This is a genomic window from Acinetobacter sp. NigerLNRRAM0016 (genome assembly GCF_054112845.1).
In genome coordinates this window covers 1-15,618 of sequence record NZ_JBSYVT010000008.1, presented here as the reverse complement: position 1 = coordinate 15,618, position 15,618 = coordinate 1, and the positions used below count along the sequence as shown (strand labels likewise).

The window sequence follows — 15,618 nt, the reverse complement described above, 5'->3', positions numbered from 1 at the left end:
CTTTAGTTACTTATGAAATTCTTAGCATTGGGGAATAAGAAATGAATAGTGATAAACAGTACTTTGATCGTCTACAGGAAGAGTATTCAGAAAAATATGGTCATGAACTGTATGCAATTGATGATATTGAAGGAAAAAAAATATTTATTGATATTAATGATCCGTGGAGTGTTTCCTCAAGTTGGGGGGCTTTAGAGAATGAAATACGGTTAATAAAAATGGGACTATTTCCATTAACATTAAGACAAAAATTCGAAAGGAAAGAAACTTTTGAAAAAAAAGCAGACGAACTAGCTAAGCTAATTAATGTTGTTCATACTAAAGAAAATAGTATTCTATGTCCTACTAGTAGATACAATCGTAATAAAGAAAAATAGAATTAGTAATTAGAGCTGAATAATTTAATTTACCTCAAACTAACATAATACACGTTATGCGAAGTCAAAAAAGGAAGCTTAGGCTCCCTTTTTTATTGATGATTTTTTAATTCTTTTAGCATGGCATCCCGCAAAATTTCATTCATTCGTGTTTGATAACCTTTACCTTGTGCTTTGAACCAAGCAAGTACATCAGCATCTAACCGAATTGAAGTTTGTTGCTTCACTGGGCGATAAAATTGATTATGGCGTACAGCATTACTCCAATCAGTAATTTCAGGAATATCTGATAGATCTAGCTGATCATCAGGAACTGTACCTTTAGCAAGCAAGCGTTCAATTTCAGCATCTTGCTTGTCGCTGAATTTTTCATTCAGCTCTTTGCGTGAGTATCTAACCATGCTCATATTTATCTCGCTCCGTTTTGGTTACCTGTCTTGCACTAATGATTCGTATGATTTCACAGTCATCTTCATCAAAGATGGTATGAGCTACTAAGAGCATTAGTACGCCTTTTACTTTTCCAATGGTTTGCCAACGTTCTTCGCCATCGGTATGTCTGTCTTGGATTGAGATCCTCAATGGATCTTCAAAAACAAGGCTTACCGTTTCGAAAGAGACATCGTGTTTTTTTTGATTTTTTCGATTCTTTGCCTCATCCCATTCGAAATACTGTTCCATAAAAAACATTCAAATTTGTATATACAATAATGTATCACAAAATTGTATCACTCAAGCTGAAAAGCGTAATTTTTGGTCAAAATTAGTGGCAAAATATGACAAAGTTGATCAAAAAACACACGAGTTGTTAAAGCGTGTGTTTTTTGATCTTTTTGGTTTTGGTTTTATTGAATTAAGTGTTTGATAAATAGAACTATTTAAAAAGGCATTTCGTATAACGCCCATTATGTTAAATGGAACCTTCTTTAGTTGAATATTCATACTTTCAATGGAGCAAAACTTGCAGAATCTTGTCTAATTTGTAATCCTTGCAGCCAAGGGTGTCTAGCTGAGCTAAGGCAGGTATTTGTTGTAGTCGGGCCGCTATAATATTGATAAAGAGCGCCTGTATGTTTAATTTCAAGATTTTTAATAAAGTCTCTACGGAAGTGTTGACGATAAAAAATGACCTTCAGCTTAATTCTGAAATTCAACTTATAACAAAATATAAGACCTCTACTTCTGAAGATTATAAAAAAGCAATTATTTTGATCTTTAAAGAACGTGGTTATTCAGCTTTAGAGATTGGTCAACTATTGGAAAATTAAAGTAAAAGATTTATTCTGATCAGATAGGCACCCTTATTTAAAGGTGCCTATTCATTTTAGAAATTCTTAAATTTCAATCTGACTACCTAGCTCTACCACCCGGTTAGAAGGGATTTTATAAAAATCACTGACAGGGCTGGTATTTTTTTGCATTGCGACAAATAACTTTTCACGCCATGTAGACATCTTGCTGGACAGACTTGGAATTAATCTTTCTCTAGAAACAAAGAAGCTGATATTCATTAAGTCATACTCAAGATCCAGTACTGAAAAAGCTTGTTTCAATGAATGAGGCACATTAGGCTCTTCTTTAAATCCATAATGGATCGTTATTCTGAAAAAACCATTCTCTAGTACTTCAGTAACGATTCGCTTAGCTTCATCAACATACGGGATTTCAGAAGTCTTGATTGTCACCAAAAAATTACGTTCATGCAGAACTTTATTATGCTTTAGATTATGTAAAAGCGCATGGGGTACGACTTGAGGCGTTCCAGTTAAAAATACGGCATTTCCACTCACTTTCTGACCTGTCTGTTCAAGGTGCTCAAGAAACACATTCAGTGGAAGCGTGTCCTTCTGCAGTTTGTCCTGAAGAATCTCTCTGCCTTTTTTCCAGGTCATCATGAGGGTAAAAACAATAACCGCAATAACGACTGGTACCCAGCCTCCAATCAGGACTTTTAATAGGTTTGAACTCAGCAAAACCAGATCAATAAAGGCGAATGGAATAATGAACAGTAAGACTTTCCATGTTTTCCATTTCCAGTAACTATAAGCCAGAAAAGCTACTAACAGTGTGTCACAGAACATGGTCACAGTGACGGCCAGACCATAAGCACCTGCCAACTTGCTGCTACTTTCAAATATTAAGATCAAGATGGTGATAGAGATAAACAGGAGCCAGTTCAGTAATGGAATATAAATTTGTCCAATTTCCGAAGCGGAGGTATGTAAAACTGTAAGCCTAGGTAGATATCCCAACTGTATTGCCTGTTTAGCCATAGAGAATACCCCACTGATTAAAGCCTGTGAGGCAATCACTGCAGCTGCAGTAGCCAGAATAATCATAGGATATAGAAGGGCTGAAGGCAGAAGCAGGTAAAAAGGATTGGTGATAGCCGAAGGATCTCTTAACAGTAATGCTCCTTGTCCAGCATAATTCAGCATCAGACATGGCAGTACAATTAAAAACCAGCCTAACTTGATCGGTAAAATACCAAAATGTCCCATATCCGCATATAAGGCTTCACCACCTGTTACTGTTAAAACCACAGCTCCCATCACAAAAAATGAAATAAGAGGATTGTTAATAACGAATAAAAAAGCCCAGTGTGGGCTGAATAATGCAAGAACAAATGGACTTTGAATAATACTCATAATGCCAATGGCACCAATAGATAGGAACCATAACAGCGTAATAGGACCAAAAAACTTCCCCATCATTGCAGTCCCATGTTTTTGAACGGCAAAGAGAGCTATAAGAATTCCAATACTGATTGGAATAATGAAGCGATCAAATGACGGGGCAGCAACAGAAAGTCCCTCAACTGCAGATAAAACAGAAATAGCAGGGGTGATGATACCGTCACCGAAGAATAAGGATGCTCCAATGAAACCTAAGATAATGATTGCCAGTCTTTTTCCACGGGACAATCCTTTTTGCCTAAGGTTTAAGGCGAGTAATGCCATGATACCCCCTTCACCATTGTTATCAGCTCTCATGATCACCAAAACATATTTAAGCGAAACAATTAAGGTAATGGTCCAAAAGATTAAAGAGAGAATTCCCAAGATATTAAGTTCATTAATAGGTAGCCCGCGTGTCGCATGAAAGCTTTCTTTTAATGCATATAATGGACTCGTTCCTATATCGCCGAATACTACTCCTAGTGCAGCCAGTGTTAATGCTGGTACTGCCGACTTACTCACATTATTTTGCATATATTTGATTTACAAAATTGGGGAGCCTCGAATTTTATCATCTGGCTTCTCATGAAATTGCCTTGTACATAAAAACCCATACTTTCTTAGAGTGTTATAGTTTTTCTAGCTAAGCCTGCACTATATAGGTGCTATTTCACTTATAAGTAATCCAAAAATATATGATTCTCTAATAGATAATTTTAAGTTTTTTCTAAAATTAACATAATACACCTTATACGAAGGCAAAAATGGGAGCTATAAGCTCCCATTTTTAGTCTTTAATTCGCTTTTTCGCTTCGTCATAAACTATGCTATCAGCTCGTTTTCCGACGGTAATGAGCAGGATAACTACCTGATCATCTTTAACTTGATAGACAAGTCGGACACCAGCTTTTAATAATTTGATTTTATAGCAACCTGCAAGATCGCCTCTAAGCATATTCTTTGGAATATGTGGCTGCTCTATGACTTTGGCTAGTTTCTTTTTAAATTGATCTCGTATAGCAACAGGGAGTTTTTCCCATTCTGCTATAAAGTCCTTGTGACGTAAAAGCTTATAAGTCATCTAATGTGACTTCCTCAAACATCTCTTTAGGATCATTAATGCGCTTACGGACAAGAGCTAATAATTCTTCATCTTCTTCCGAAAGCAAAGCTTTTTTGACAGGCAGTTTCCCAGTCGTAGCAACATACTCAAGAATACTAGTGAAGAAATCCGTAGGTGCAATACCTTGCTCTTTAAGGATTGAATAAGATTTTTCTTTAAGGGCTTCATCGACCCTGAAGTTAACAGTAGCCATCATATTTCCCAAGTATTTAATGTACTAGGAATAGTGTAATGCAAATTGCATTACAAGTCAATTTCGCATAACAGCCATTATGTTAAATGGGGAGTGATTTAGTGGAATATTCTTTAATTTTTTATATGAAAGAAGATACCTTGAATCGTGTCAAAAGAAGCATAGATTTTTTATCCATACCTCTAGTGTTCATTCTTTATAGTAAAATTTTAATCGTTAAACCCACTAAAGCAGAACCGATGATGACTCTGAGCACACTTTGATTAAATTTAAATAATGCGACTACAGCTAAAATTGCAATAATGGCAGAGATATAATCAAAATTCCCTTCAAAACCCTGTGGCCAAAGCACGTGGTAACATAAAAAGAGTGCCAAATTTAAAATTACGCCCACCACGGCAGCGGTAATGGCGGTTAAAGGGGCAGTAAATTTAATTTGATTGTGTGTGGACTCTATAACAGGTGCTCCGGCTAAGATAAAGAAAAATGAGAAAATAAAAGTAAACCACGTGACGATGATTGCACCTAATGCACCTGCAATAAATTGATGTTCAGCACCCAACAGCGAATGGTTATAAGCTGCTAAGAAGCCGACAAAAGCCACCACCATGATCAATGGGCCGGGAGTACTTTCACCTAGGGCTAAACCATCGATCATTTGAGTTGGGGTGAGCCAGTGATAAAAACCGACAGCGCCTTGATAAACGTAAGGCAGAACAGCATAAGCACCACCAAATGTCAGAAGTGCAGCTTTAGTAAAGAACCAAGCCAGTTGAGTATAAGAATGACTCCATCCCAAAACTGCTGTTAAAGAGATGAGTGGAATTGCCCATAAAAGTGCTGAAATTACAGTTATTTTGATCAGATGAGACCATTTAAAAACAGCATGTTCAGGTGTAGGGGTATCATCATCAATAATTGCACGTCCATAGGATTTTTGACTGGACTGATGTGCATTTAGCTTAAATAAATCAGGATACTTTTTACCGACCAAATAACCCGATATCGCTGCACATAAAACGATTAAAGGGAAAGGAATATTAAAAATAAATATTGCAAGAAAAGCGATAACTGCAATCGCCCATAGAAATTTATTCTTTAATGAACGACTGCCAATACGATACGTGGCATGAAATACAATTGCGGCAACTGCGGGCTTAATGCCATAAAACAAACCGGCAATGATCGGGACGTCGCCATATTTCACATAGACCCAAGACAGCCCAATGAGGATAAAAAGAGAAGGTAGAACAAATAAAACCCCTGCAACGATGCCACCTTTGGTTTTATGCATTAACCAGCCAATATAAGTTGCAAGTTGTTGAGCTTCGGGGCCGGGTAAGAGCATGCAATAATTCAATGCGTGCATAAAACGCTGTTCTGAAATCCATTTTTTTTCTTCAACTAACTCTTGGTGCATAACAGCGATTTGCCCGGCAGGGCCACCAAAGCTAATGAATCCCAGTTTTAACCAAAATTTGAATGCTTGCCAAAAGCTGATAGATTCAATTTCTGTTTCATCTATTAAAGATGGCTTATTATTCATGTTAAATTCCTTTGAAAGTCTGCATATAAGCCATCAAAAATATGGTTTGAAAGATGGAGTAATTGATCATCATCTGTGATCGTGCTTCTTAAGCCTTGCAAGATTTTTTCAATGCCTAAGGCTTCGGCAGGCTCATTTCCCCCAACATCTAAAAAATGAACAATTTCAGCGATTTTATTTAAAGCAGGGTTTTGTAATTCAAAGCTATGCATTAACACTTCAAAAGTGACTAGATGATTGATATGGGTAAATTGGGCATCATCAAAATCAAAACCTAAGGTATCTTTGGGGCAATCATTGGGATGCTCTAACCAAATAAATTTTGACTGAGGGTCTACAAATTTCTGAATGATCCATGCCGATGCCAAACGGTCAACCCAAGGACGCTTTCTGGTTGCCCAGATTTTATTTTGAAAATCTTGCTTGCATAGGACTTTTAATTGCTGTTCAAAATTATTGGGTTCATCGTATTCACCTAACCGGGCAATAACTTGTTCTAATCGGGTGAGTTCATTCAGTGTTTTGCTTTGATGAGTATTTGGGAAAAAATCTATTTCTATCAGTGAATTGAGGTTTTTTCTTAATTTTCGAATCTGTTTGAGATGTTCTTTTTTCTTATTTTCCTCAAGCGTATTTTGTATTTGTGAAATTTCAGTTCTCAGTTCTTCATATTCTCCAGTTCTGTCGAAAAGTTGAGCAAGGTCTAAATGTGCAGGAGGTTCAGTCTGAAAGATATAGGCATGCCCATGTTCATTAAGATGATCATGAACAACAGACTCGAATTTTTCAGAATGTGCTTCGGGTAAGAGGTAAACACCATCTCTTAAAGTTGCTGCACCATTTGACTTTAATGAACGCCAAATTCGCATTCTTGCGGTTGTGCTTTGACTGGGAAGTGATGAGATCAGTAATGATATTTTCATGTTATAAAATCAACAAATTTTGTTTATCTTATAACAATTTTAAAGGATTAAAAATAGTTTTCCTTTAATAAGAATATATGTAAAAGTCATAAAAGATTTTTCTATCCTTTAATAGTAAATTCAACAGATGCTTATAACTTAGCAGTTTGTAAAATAGAACTTTATAAATCTATTCATCTAGGAAATGCACATGGTCTGGCTTATTGCTAAGTACGCTCTAACTGCTGGAATGGTCATACTTATTTCAGAAGTTGCTAAACGTAGTGACCGTCTAGGCGGATTGATTGCAGCCTTGCCTATCGTAACGATACTTGTGCTGATATGGATGAAACTTGAGAATCAAGACCCGCAGAAAATTTCAAATCATGCTTGGTATACCTTTTGGTATGTAGTACCGACATTACCTATGTTTTTAGCATTCCCAATACTTTATCAGCGTTATGGATTTTGGCTATCTCTAGCCATTTGCTACGTAATGACCATTCTTCTTTTTCTTGCATGGGCAGCTATATTGCACCATTTCGGTATTGATTTGCTATAAATGAACTAGGGGCATGAATGTTAGTTTTTCTAAAATTAACATAATACACCTTATACGAAACACTTTATATTTATCATTAAATTTCAGTATATTAGATTAAGCCGCTCTAGGAAGTAAGGCACCAGAGCGGCTTTTTATTGATTATTCATGTTCCACGCTTAAAATTCGAACAGTGTTTCATGTTTTTTATAAGTTAAACTAAATTTAGTTGCTAATCCCAATAAGCTATTCACTAACTTGTAAATATCGGTATACCGCCTGACGACTAATCCCAAAAGCTTTCCCTAATGCCATTTTCGATGGATACTTCCCCTCCTTCCATGCTTGTCGTAAAGCTTCAGCTTGGTCAGGCTTTAGTTTATGCACCCGACCTTTGTACTTCCCCTGAGCAGAGGCGAGTTTTATTCCTTCCTTTTGCCGCTCTAAAATGATCTCACGTTCGAACTGTGCAAAAGCACCCATCATTTGAAGCATCAAATTATCCATCGGGGTGGATTCGGCTGTAAAAGTAATATTTTCTTTTACAAACTGGATGGCGATCCCTCGTTTGACCAGTTTATCTACTTCAGTGACCAAATCTTTTAGGCTTCGCGCAAAACGATCCATTGAATGTACAATCACCCTGTCCCCTTCCCGGACATAGTTCAACATTTCCTGAAATTTAGGTCGGTCAGTATTTTTACCTGAAGCACGGTCAACAAAAATCCGGTCGACCTCAATTCCTTCAAGTTGACGTCCAGTGTTTTGCTCGACAGAACTTACCCGGACATACCCTACTTTTTGGCCTTTCACTTTTTCACGCCCCAATTGGATAAAAATGAACAATTTCGTAAATTATAAACCTTTAACACTAAAGTTACATGTTACTTATGATTAAAAATAATTTAAATGATACATAATTTCATGAATTTTCAGATTGTAACTTTAGGGTATAGTCTAAAGTTACAAAACAACAAGAAGGTAATTTGATTTTTAAATATCTGAGCAAAAAATCATTTACAAACTCAAATACACAAAGTATGTTTATAAAACACAAAACTGAAACATGGTTTGTGTTCTCTAGTGGTTGATGGTAATAATTATTACCATTAGTGAAGCGCCCAGTTTTTTTAAATTTGGCGTTTTAATTTTCTAATTAATAATTAAAATTCACTAAATTTCATTTAGTTAAATTTAAAAATACTGAATAATGACTACGCACTCTCGTTCATAGTCTATCACCCATTCCTTCTCCCAATAGCCCATCAATAAGTAAATATATGGCTAATTTTGCAAATACCTTCAGTTTTAATTGTGGTTATATTTTATTACCTAACATTAGTCATACAAAATGAGGCCTTTGATATGGGTGAACTAACTTTTGTTGGCACTGTTGCAAATAGAGATTTGAGCTGATAATGTTCCCCTTTAAAAAGTGCTTAGAGACCGAAAACTCTATTCACTAGATATATTTCACCCTGAGGCTGACCATAATAGAATGATGAAGCTTGTCCTTTACGTAGTGTACGCATGACTTCAATACATTTAATTGTGGCATAAGCCGTTTTCATAGACTTGAATCCTAACGTGGCCCTGATGATCCTCTTTAGCTTGCCGTTGACACTAGGAATTTTGTGCGTCATCTGAAGTCGCAAAGAAGCGGAAACGGCTACTTTCTGCATGTGATTAGATGTTTACGGCTGTTATATTTGTTCCATATATTTGAGGGTAACTAGATGACTAATAAGGATTATGATGTGGCTTTAGAAGCTCTTGCTGAGTTGGTTAAAGATGTATCTAAAATAGTTCATTCTGAAGCTGTAGATAAAGCTCTGGTTGAGCCTACAAAAGCTAATATTCAAGAGCGTAATAAGTTAAAAGACATCGTTGATCAAGCTGAAGACCTGTAGTGCTTTACAACAAGTATATGATGGATGAGGAGGTTGTATGCTTAAAAAATTATTGTTGTCTTTATTAGGGTCTGTTGACATTTCATAAATGGCTTGCGCTGTAGGCTAAAACTGAACAGATCAGGCATGAAACGTAGGGAATAGCGAGACTATTGCCAAGTTTCATAACGCTGATAGAGGTGTTCAATATCCTTCTATTCGCTATACCAATCGTTTAGAAGCTGCAAATTTACGAGCATCAGTCGGTACGACTGGTGATTCATACGATAATGCTTTGGCTGAAACGGTGAATGGCTTATACAAAACAGAGGTGATTGAATATTTAAAAGCAGATTGGCAAGGTTTAGCAGATGTACAACTTGCGACACTAAACTGGGTAGATTGGTTCAATAAAAAGCGTGTACACAGTGCACTGGGTTATGTATCGCCTTTTGAGTTTGAAGCAATGTACTATGATAAGATTAACCCGTTAGGTCAGGGCCTAACTTAAATAAAAAAGTCTCCGACAAACCCGGTACGGTTCAGAGCAGCACTTAAATAATCTCCCCACCACTGCATCATTTCAGTTCGTTGAATTAAATAATCCGCATGATTATAGCTAGCACGTGTACGATTCTTATCAATATGCGAAAGTTGAGCCTCAATCCAATTATCTTGGAACAATCCTGAGTCATTCAAAATAGTACTGAAGGTAGAACGTAATCCATGGGAGGAAAGTTGATGTTTTCCATACCCCATCTTACGTATAGCCATATTTAATGTATTAAAATGAATCGGGTGATCCTGCTTTCGCGGACTAGCAAAAATGAATTTTTCACCCAATGACCATTGCATCGCATCTTTTAAAATCTCTAATGCCTGATCTGAAAGTGGAACTAAAAAATCTGGAATTTCATGTCCTAGGATAACTTTACGTCGAAACTGTTTAATATGTAAGGCTGGAATTCTCCAAATTTTATCTTTTATATCAAAATGATGAGGTTCAGCCATTAACAACTCTGCCCCTCGCACGCCAGTATATAATTTAAACATGAGTGCTTTTTTAATAATGGGATGTGCATCCAACTTTTTTAATTTATGCATAAAATCTGAGATGTCTTCAGCTTTTAAATAAGGATAGTTCTTCTTGATTTTATTGTTAACAGCAATTTTATTTAAACCATGCGCGATATTATATTCACAATAGCCCATTGCTACAGCATAGTCAAAAATTTGGTTCAAATAACTACAAGCTTTTTTGACAGGTTCTTTAACTTGACGTGACTCTATTTTTCTAATTATTGAAACTAGGTCATAGCGCTTAATATCTTGAAAAGGGATATCCTGAAGAACTGGATAAATATCATGCTGTAAACATTTTTCTGCTAACTGGAGAACACCACAGCGTGGTAAATCATTGAATGCATTTTTAAGTTTGAACTGTAGCCACTCCTCTGCTACCTGATGAAAAGTAATTAAATTAGAAACAGTTTCATTTTCAAAACAGAAATTATTGTCTCTAAAATCATCCCTGACTTGTCGTGCCTTTTTCAGGGATAAATCAGGATAAAGCCCTAACTGAATTCGGCGGCGTTTCTTGGTTTTTGGATCTGTATATCGATAACTCCAAGACTTCCTTCCATTTGGTTCAATTTTTAGACTAAGTCCATCTTCATCCGATAAAAAACAAGTTTTTTCCTTGCAATGAGCTTGGCGAACTTTAATTTCAGTAAGACTCATGAGATTTGAATGAAACCTATCAATGGACTGATCAAATTAATTATACCAAAATAGAAGGACTTTCATATGATGCGTAGACTACGCATCATATAGATTTATAAGATATTGTTTTATATATTTATTATTAAATATAATTTAATTTTAGTAACCAGTAGAAGTACCACTTCTATTTTTAGTTCCCAAAGGCTTTGCAGCACAAAGATTTAAAAGACAGCACCTGCTTATCTGAACAACATGACTATGAGTTATATCTGGCAGTCAATGATATTGATCACACGAAGACAAAAGCAGCTTCCCCGCAAACAAATGGTATATGTGAGCGTTTCCACAAGACGATTTTGCAGGAGTTCTATCAAACCAACAGATCGAAAAATTTGCTTATCTTTTCCGCCCAACCAAACTAAATACTCATTCTCTATTGTCTGCTTATACGCCCAATCGGCAACCCGATGCGAACGTTGCAGATCGGTTAGAAAACCTAATTGAGAAATCTCTTGAGTGATTAGTCGATCATGTAAATGATTACGTCTCCGACAAACCTGGTACGGTTCATACAGTGCTGAATTTAAACAGCAGATCGTTCAGGCTTGTAAAGCACCTGACGTTTCAATTGCTTCGGTCGCTTTGCAACATGGATTGGATACAAATCTTGTATCCAAATGGATTCGCTTATTTGATGGTAAACCAAAGAATGATCGCTCACCACCACCGAATAAACCTGCATTTATTGCCTTATCCTGCTCTGCACCATTAGATCCTATTTCTACTAATATGTTAACGGTTCAAATTGCTTTACCTCACTCAAAAGCAGAAATTGGCTTTGTGATACGGGTCTGATTTTTCTTGATAAGCTGTGGCTCAAATTTACCCTCACGATCTCTAGGGGTATCTAGTTCAAACTCACCATCATCAGTCAGTAGACGCTTCGTTGTGTAACCATTGCGAGCATTTTTACCTGTTCGTGGACTATTCTTTTCGTAACCTAAATGGTCGGTGAGTTCCGCATTAAGGGCAGTTTCAACAGTCAATTTCTTTAAAGCCCGACTAAAATTATTGAGATCGAGTTCGGTTTTTAGGTTCTTGGCTAACTCTTTAGCGAGTGCCAACATTGCTTCATCTTTCATGGTAAACACCTTTTGTTTGACCCCAACAACGTTGGGGGAGTTTAAGCGTTTACATAGTTTTATTTACAGTCTCAACAAATCCGAAAACAAGGCATCACCATTGCTCATCTAAGGAGTAGACCCAGATACGATATTAGGCATATTTAGATTTTTTGTCGTGTACAGAGTCAAAAAAGATAGAATCTGGATTTTTATTACATTTACTATCCGTATACTTCAACAGCAGCTTTGAATGTTTCACTTAACCTTAAACTTTTTTTAAAATTAAATATATTTACATATACGTTCTAAAATTTGATATAATTTATTAAAACTTTAGATTCCAAGTGTAAATAATGAGAAGCGCTAATATTCGACGTGATGGCTACTTAAAATTTCTGAATACATGGCAAGACCGTGATGTCATTAAAGTACTTTCAGGTGTGCGTCGCTCTGGAAAATCCACCTTATTGGCAATGTTTCAACAAATCCTAAAAGCACAGGGTGTACAAGCCGAAAACATCATTGCCATCAACTTCGAATTTATGGAATTTGAAGAACTCACCGATTACCGTAAACTACATGATTATGTATTGTCCAAAGTTGATAAAAGTAAAAAAAACTATGTTTTCTTAGATGAAATACAACATGTTACAAATTTTGAGAAAGTAGTCGACTCTTTATATGTTCGGGATTATATCGATTTATATATTACAGGCTCAAATGCATTCTTTCTAAGTGGAGAACTTGCGACTTTACTTACAGGACGTTATATCGAGCAACATGTTCTACCTCTGTCATTCCAAGAATTTAAACAGTGGCATATTGAAAATAATCCGATCATCCAACAATTATCAAATCGTGATTTGTATGCCATGTATACGCGCAGTAGTTTCCCTTATACGCTTGCCATGACTAGCCAGCAGGAAACTTATGATTACTTGCAAGCAGTCTATGCCAGTGTAATGTTTAAAGATGTTATTCCCCGTTTGAATACTGCCGATATTAACTCTCTCGAGCGTGTCGCAAGATATTTGGCAAGCGTGACAGGCTCACCTATTTCCATCAATAAAATTAAAAATACCTTTGTTTCAAGTGGGGTTAAAATTTCATTTGAAACAGTAAAACGCTATATTCAGGGCTTACAGGACAGTTTGTTATTTTATAGTGCCGCACAATTTAAAGTACGCGGGCGTGAGTTATTACAATCCTCTGAAAAATACTATTTAGTTGATGTCGGATTGCGCCGGATTATGTTGCCTGATGCTAATGCTGATCAAGGTCATATCTTAGAAAATGTGATTTATCTTGAGCTTGTCAGACGAGGTTATACGGTCTATGTAGGGCGGGTTGATGAATATGAAATTGATTTTGTTGCTGTCGATACTTTACAGAATTTAACTTATTATCAGGTGGCATTAGAAACGCTCAATGAGGAGACACTCAGCCGAGAGTTACGTCCATTACAGAAAATTTCTGATTCGTATCCCAAGTATTTGCTTACCTTAGACACGATAGGGACTGAAGCGAATTATAATGGTATTGTAAAAATGAGTGCTCTCGATTGGTTGCTATCTGAAAATAAGTAAAGTTGAGGGTAGACATGGATACACTTATTTATTAATTAAAACTCAAAGACTTTTCAGCATTAACCAAGAGTGTGATCAAGCATAATTTCTGCTCCATTTGTGATGGATTGATTTACCTCGACTCGATTTCTATCTGATTAAGATGTATGGTCCGCTTGCATCATGTGAGGACAGGAAAAGGCGAAACGGCTACTTTTTGCATGTGATTAGATAGTTACGGCTGTTATAATCCGTTACTTAACGGGGGATTAATATGTTTAAAAATTTATTACTGAGTTTATTTGTGGCTGTTCCACGGCTTTGTTGCATAAAGATTTTGTAAGCTTCTGATTTAAATAGGTTTGTATGAATTTCAACCTAAAAATTAATGAACAAAATCAGTTGGTTATGTATTTATGCAACAAAGCCTATGTTAGAATATTTTTTTATCGATAGTCCAACATTAAAATTTCGTCTATCTGCGGGCTCAAAGAAACGATTATTACTATCATTGACAATCACGGAACCCACATAGTTTCGATCTAATAAATTATCTAGTCGTGCATAAGTATTTACTTTCCAGTCTTTATTGACCCACAAATAGCCAACATTTGCCGCAACGACCGTATAACTTGGTGCAGTATCAGAGTTGATATCATCGACATAAATCTTGTCCATATAACGTGCTTCTAAGCCTGCCTGAAATCCCTGCTCAGGTTGCCATGCCAAGCCTACAAAAGCTTGATTCTTGGCAATACCTGGAATATATGTTCCTTTTTGTATCAGCGGTTTGGTTGTGGTCGCTGGAATATCAGCATCAAAAGTCGCATCTAAATAACTATAACTGGTTCGAATATTGAGTGCTTGCCAGAGCTGTTTTTGCCACGATAACTCTAAGCCTTCACGTAAGGTTTTTTCTGCATTACGAAATGTGCTTCGCCCGCCATTGGCATCGTCAGGCACAATGTCATTTTTAGTTTCAGTATGAAATACAGCAAAAGTAAATAACCCTAAGGTATTCTGCGATTTTAAGCCAAGTTCTACGGTATCACTGGTCGCAGGTTTTAAATTAAAGTTAATGCCTGAAGTCCCTACTGTAAGATAGGCCATCTCGGTAAAGGTTGGTGTTTCGAAGCCTTTGCCATAGCTAGCATAAGTATAAAGCTCAGGTAATATATCCCAGCCTAAAGCGACAGTTGGAAGTAACTTTTGATAATCTGTTGAACCACTGTCATCACCATTGCCTGTGGTTTAGTCATGGTGCTGAAGCTATTTCTGATGTCTTAATTCTATTACCTGCAACACAGTACATTTAAGTTGATGATGCTACTGGCAATGTTTTAACTATTGGAAAATATTACAGTAATTTAAATTATTTGGGGGAATTTTCAATAAACATAAATTTCGACACGTCACATTGTGTCGTTAGTAAGTAGGATGATTCAATCACTTCAAACTTAGCATTGGTATAACCCTGCCCTATGAGACAGCTTCATAATAAGGCTGCTTATATCTAGAATACTGTGGCAGTTTAAAGTTTTATTTTAATTTTACCTCAAACCACATTTGATAAATAATGAAGAAAACCTAGATATAACCCCCACAAACTACTGATATTTTTAATTTGCTAAAATTTTACATTGATCATATTTCATTCATGTAATTGTCATTTTTGCTTCTTATGATGAAGCTTTTTAAACATGATGCTTCAAAAAAATGAAAAAAAAACCACTAACCTTAGCTTTATTAGCTTCGACAATTTTATTAACCGCATGTACTGATGATGGGGATAATGGTCAAAATGGATTGAACAGTTTGATCTAACAGAAGTCGTTAGTACTTGGAAATGATGATTGTTGGAGTGGTGGCACGCGCATTGAAAGCGGTTTAGATAAAAATCAAAATGGTGAGTTGGATACTAATGAAATCCAACAAAGCTCAACGCAGTGTGGGCCAAA

General features: G+C 36.3%; 15 protein-coding genes and 7 pseudogenes. 10 read left to right on the top strand and 12 right to left on the bottom strand.

Annotation, left to right across the window (positions count from 1 at the left end):
• Positions 1 to 41: 41 nt before the first annotated feature.
• A complete protein-coding gene (locus tag ACWQ4X_RS07185) occupies positions 42 to 377 on the top strand; it encodes a hypothetical protein (RefSeq protein WP_005006304.1) in 336 nt (111 codons plus the stop codon).
• A gap of 92 nt (positions 378 to 469) precedes the next feature.
• Here ACWQ4X_RS07185 and ACWQ4X_RS07180 read toward each other — a convergent pair whose 3' ends face one another.
• Both ACWQ4X_RS07180 and ACWQ4X_RS07175 read right to left on the bottom strand, forming a co-directional pair.
• On the bottom strand, positions 470 to 784 hold the full coding sequence (locus ACWQ4X_RS07180) for a BrnA antitoxin family protein (protein WP_004282216.1): 315 nt from the start codon (positions 782 to 784) through the stop codon (positions 470 to 472).
• Positions 771 to 1,058, bottom strand: a complete 288-nt coding sequence (locus ACWQ4X_RS07175; protein WP_279969830.1) for a BrnT family toxin — start codon at positions 1,056 to 1,058, stop codon at positions 771 to 773. Before ACWQ4X_RS07175 ends, ACWQ4X_RS07180 begins: the two co-directional genes overlap by 14 nt.
• Before the next feature lie 389 nt (positions 1,059 to 1,447).
• Between ACWQ4X_RS07175 and ACWQ4X_RS07170 the strand changes: the two genes are divergently transcribed.
• Positions 1,448 to 1,645 carry a hypothetical protein gene (locus ACWQ4X_RS07170; RefSeq protein WP_004282105.1) on the top strand — a complete coding sequence of 66 codons (198 nt, stop codon included), beginning with the start codon at positions 1,448 to 1,450 and terminating at the stop codon, positions 1,643 to 1,645.
• 66 nt (positions 1,646 to 1,711) lie between these two features.
• Here ACWQ4X_RS07170 and ACWQ4X_RS07165 read toward each other — a convergent pair whose 3' ends face one another.
• The 5 genes from ACWQ4X_RS07165 to ACWQ4X_RS07145 form a co-directional block, all read right to left on the bottom strand.
• Entirely contained in the window at positions 1,712 to 3,589 is a 1,878-nt protein-coding gene (locus ACWQ4X_RS07165; RefSeq protein WP_151726438.1) for a potassium transporter Kup, read from the bottom strand.
• Between the two features lie 253 nt (positions 3,590 to 3,842).
• The gene (locus ACWQ4X_RS07160; protein WP_125280690.1) at positions 3,843 to 4,136 is read right to left on the bottom strand and encodes a type II toxin-antitoxin system RelE family toxin; all 294 of its coding nucleotides are present in this window, start codon (positions 4,134 to 4,136) and stop codon (positions 3,843 to 3,845) included.
• Positions 4,126 to 4,371, bottom strand: a complete 246-nt coding sequence (locus ACWQ4X_RS07155; protein ID WP_000246756.1) for a type II toxin-antitoxin system RelB/DinJ family antitoxin — start codon at positions 4,369 to 4,371, stop codon at positions 4,126 to 4,128. Before ACWQ4X_RS07155 ends, ACWQ4X_RS07160 begins: the two co-directional genes overlap by 11 nt.
• Before the next feature lie 196 nt (positions 4,372 to 4,567).
• On the bottom strand, positions 4,568 to 5,917 hold the full coding sequence (gene chrA, locus ACWQ4X_RS07150; protein WP_004644748.1) for a chromate efflux transporter: 1,350 nt from the start codon (positions 5,915 to 5,917) through the stop codon (positions 4,568 to 4,570).
• Positions 5,914 to 6,840, bottom strand: a complete 927-nt coding sequence (locus ACWQ4X_RS07145; protein WP_457903222.1) for a chromate resistance protein ChrB domain-containing protein — start codon at positions 6,838 to 6,840, stop codon at positions 5,914 to 5,916. Before ACWQ4X_RS07145 ends, chrA begins: the two co-directional genes overlap by 4 nt.
• 190 nt (positions 6,841 to 7,030) lie before the next feature.
• On the opposite strand from ACWQ4X_RS07145, the gene ACWQ4X_RS07140 reads away from it, so the two are divergent.
• On the top strand, positions 7,031 to 7,381 hold the full coding sequence (locus tag ACWQ4X_RS07140; RefSeq protein ID WP_004644745.1) for a DUF3147 family protein: 351 nt from the start codon (positions 7,031 to 7,033) through the stop codon (positions 7,379 to 7,381).
• Positions 7,382 to 7,606: 225 nt separating this feature from the next.
• On the opposite strand, the gene ACWQ4X_RS07135 is transcribed toward ACWQ4X_RS07140, so the two are convergent.
• Positions 7,607 to 8,173 (bottom strand): recombinase family protein, encoded by a 567-nt coding sequence (locus ACWQ4X_RS07135; protein ID WP_000678311.1) that lies wholly within the window; start codon positions 8,171 to 8,173, stop codon positions 7,607 to 7,609.
• A 626-nt stretch (positions 8,174 to 8,799) separates the two neighbouring features.
• Positions 8,800 to 8,979, bottom strand: a pseudogene (locus ACWQ4X_RS07130) (IS6 family transposase); the annotation flags it as partial.
• Between the two features lie 117 nt (positions 8,980 to 9,096).
• Between ACWQ4X_RS07130 and ACWQ4X_RS07125 the strand changes: the two are divergent.
• Together ACWQ4X_RS07125 and ACWQ4X_RS07120 are read left to right on the top strand one after the other, a co-directional pair.
• Positions 9,097 to 9,270 (top strand): hypothetical protein, encoded by a 174-nt coding sequence (locus ACWQ4X_RS07125; RefSeq protein WP_171288141.1) that lies wholly within the window; start codon positions 9,097 to 9,099, stop codon positions 9,268 to 9,270.
• Positions 9,271 to 9,433: 163 nt separating this feature from the next.
• Positions 9,434 to 9,760 (top strand): annotated as a pseudogene (locus tag ACWQ4X_RS07120) (integrase core domain-containing protein); the annotation flags it as partial.
• On the opposite strand, the gene ACWQ4X_RS07115 reads toward ACWQ4X_RS07120, so the two are convergent.
• Positions 9,757 to 10,989, bottom strand: coding sequence for a tyrosine-type recombinase/integrase (locus ACWQ4X_RS07115; protein ID WP_094069405.1), 1,233 nt, complete (start codon positions 10,987 to 10,989; stop codon positions 9,757 to 9,759). The pseudogene ACWQ4X_RS07120 and the gene ACWQ4X_RS07115 overlap by 4 nt on opposite strands.
• Positions 10,990 to 11,216: 227 nt before the next feature.
• Between ACWQ4X_RS07115 and ACWQ4X_RS07110 the strand changes: the two are divergent.
• Positions 11,217 to 11,366: pseudogene (locus tag ACWQ4X_RS07110) on the top strand (IS481 family transposase); the annotation flags it as partial.
• 199 nt (positions 11,367 to 11,565) lie between these two features.
• Positions 11,566 to 11,826 carry a hypothetical protein gene (locus ACWQ4X_RS07105; RefSeq protein ID WP_094069407.1) on the top strand — a complete coding sequence of 87 codons (261 nt, stop codon included), beginning with the start codon at positions 11,566 to 11,568 and terminating at the stop codon, positions 11,824 to 11,826.
• Here ACWQ4X_RS07105 and ACWQ4X_RS07100 read toward each other — a convergent pair.
• Positions 11,811 to 12,113: pseudogene (locus tag ACWQ4X_RS07100) on the bottom strand (transposase); the annotation flags it as partial. The gene ACWQ4X_RS07105 and the pseudogene ACWQ4X_RS07100 sit on opposite strands and share 16 nt — an antisense overlap.
• A 335-nt stretch (positions 12,114 to 12,448) precedes the next feature.
• On the opposite strand from ACWQ4X_RS07100, the gene ACWQ4X_RS07095 reads away from it, so the two are divergent.
• Both ACWQ4X_RS07095 and ACWQ4X_RS07090 read left to right on the top strand, forming a co-directional pair.
• On the top strand, positions 12,449 to 13,681 hold the full coding sequence (locus tag ACWQ4X_RS07095) for an ATP-binding protein (RefSeq protein WP_094069408.1): 1,233 nt from the start codon (positions 12,449 to 12,451) through the stop codon (positions 13,679 to 13,681).
• A 38-nt stretch (positions 13,682 to 13,719) separates the two neighbouring features.
• A pseudogene (locus ACWQ4X_RS07090) lies at positions 13,720 to 13,806 on the top strand (HNH endonuclease signature motif containing protein); the annotation flags it as partial.
• A 268-nt stretch (positions 13,807 to 14,074) separates the two neighbouring features.
• On the opposite strand, the pseudogene ACWQ4X_RS07085 reads toward ACWQ4X_RS07090, so the two are convergent.
• Positions 14,075 to 14,902 (bottom strand): annotated as a pseudogene (locus ACWQ4X_RS07085) (TonB-dependent receptor domain-containing protein); the annotation flags it as partial.
• 615 nt (positions 14,903 to 15,517) lie between these two features.
• On the opposite strand from ACWQ4X_RS07085, the pseudogene ACWQ4X_RS07080 reads away from it, so the two are divergent.
• Positions 15,518 to 15,618: pseudogene (locus tag ACWQ4X_RS07080) on the top strand (DUF7151 family protein); the annotation flags it as partial.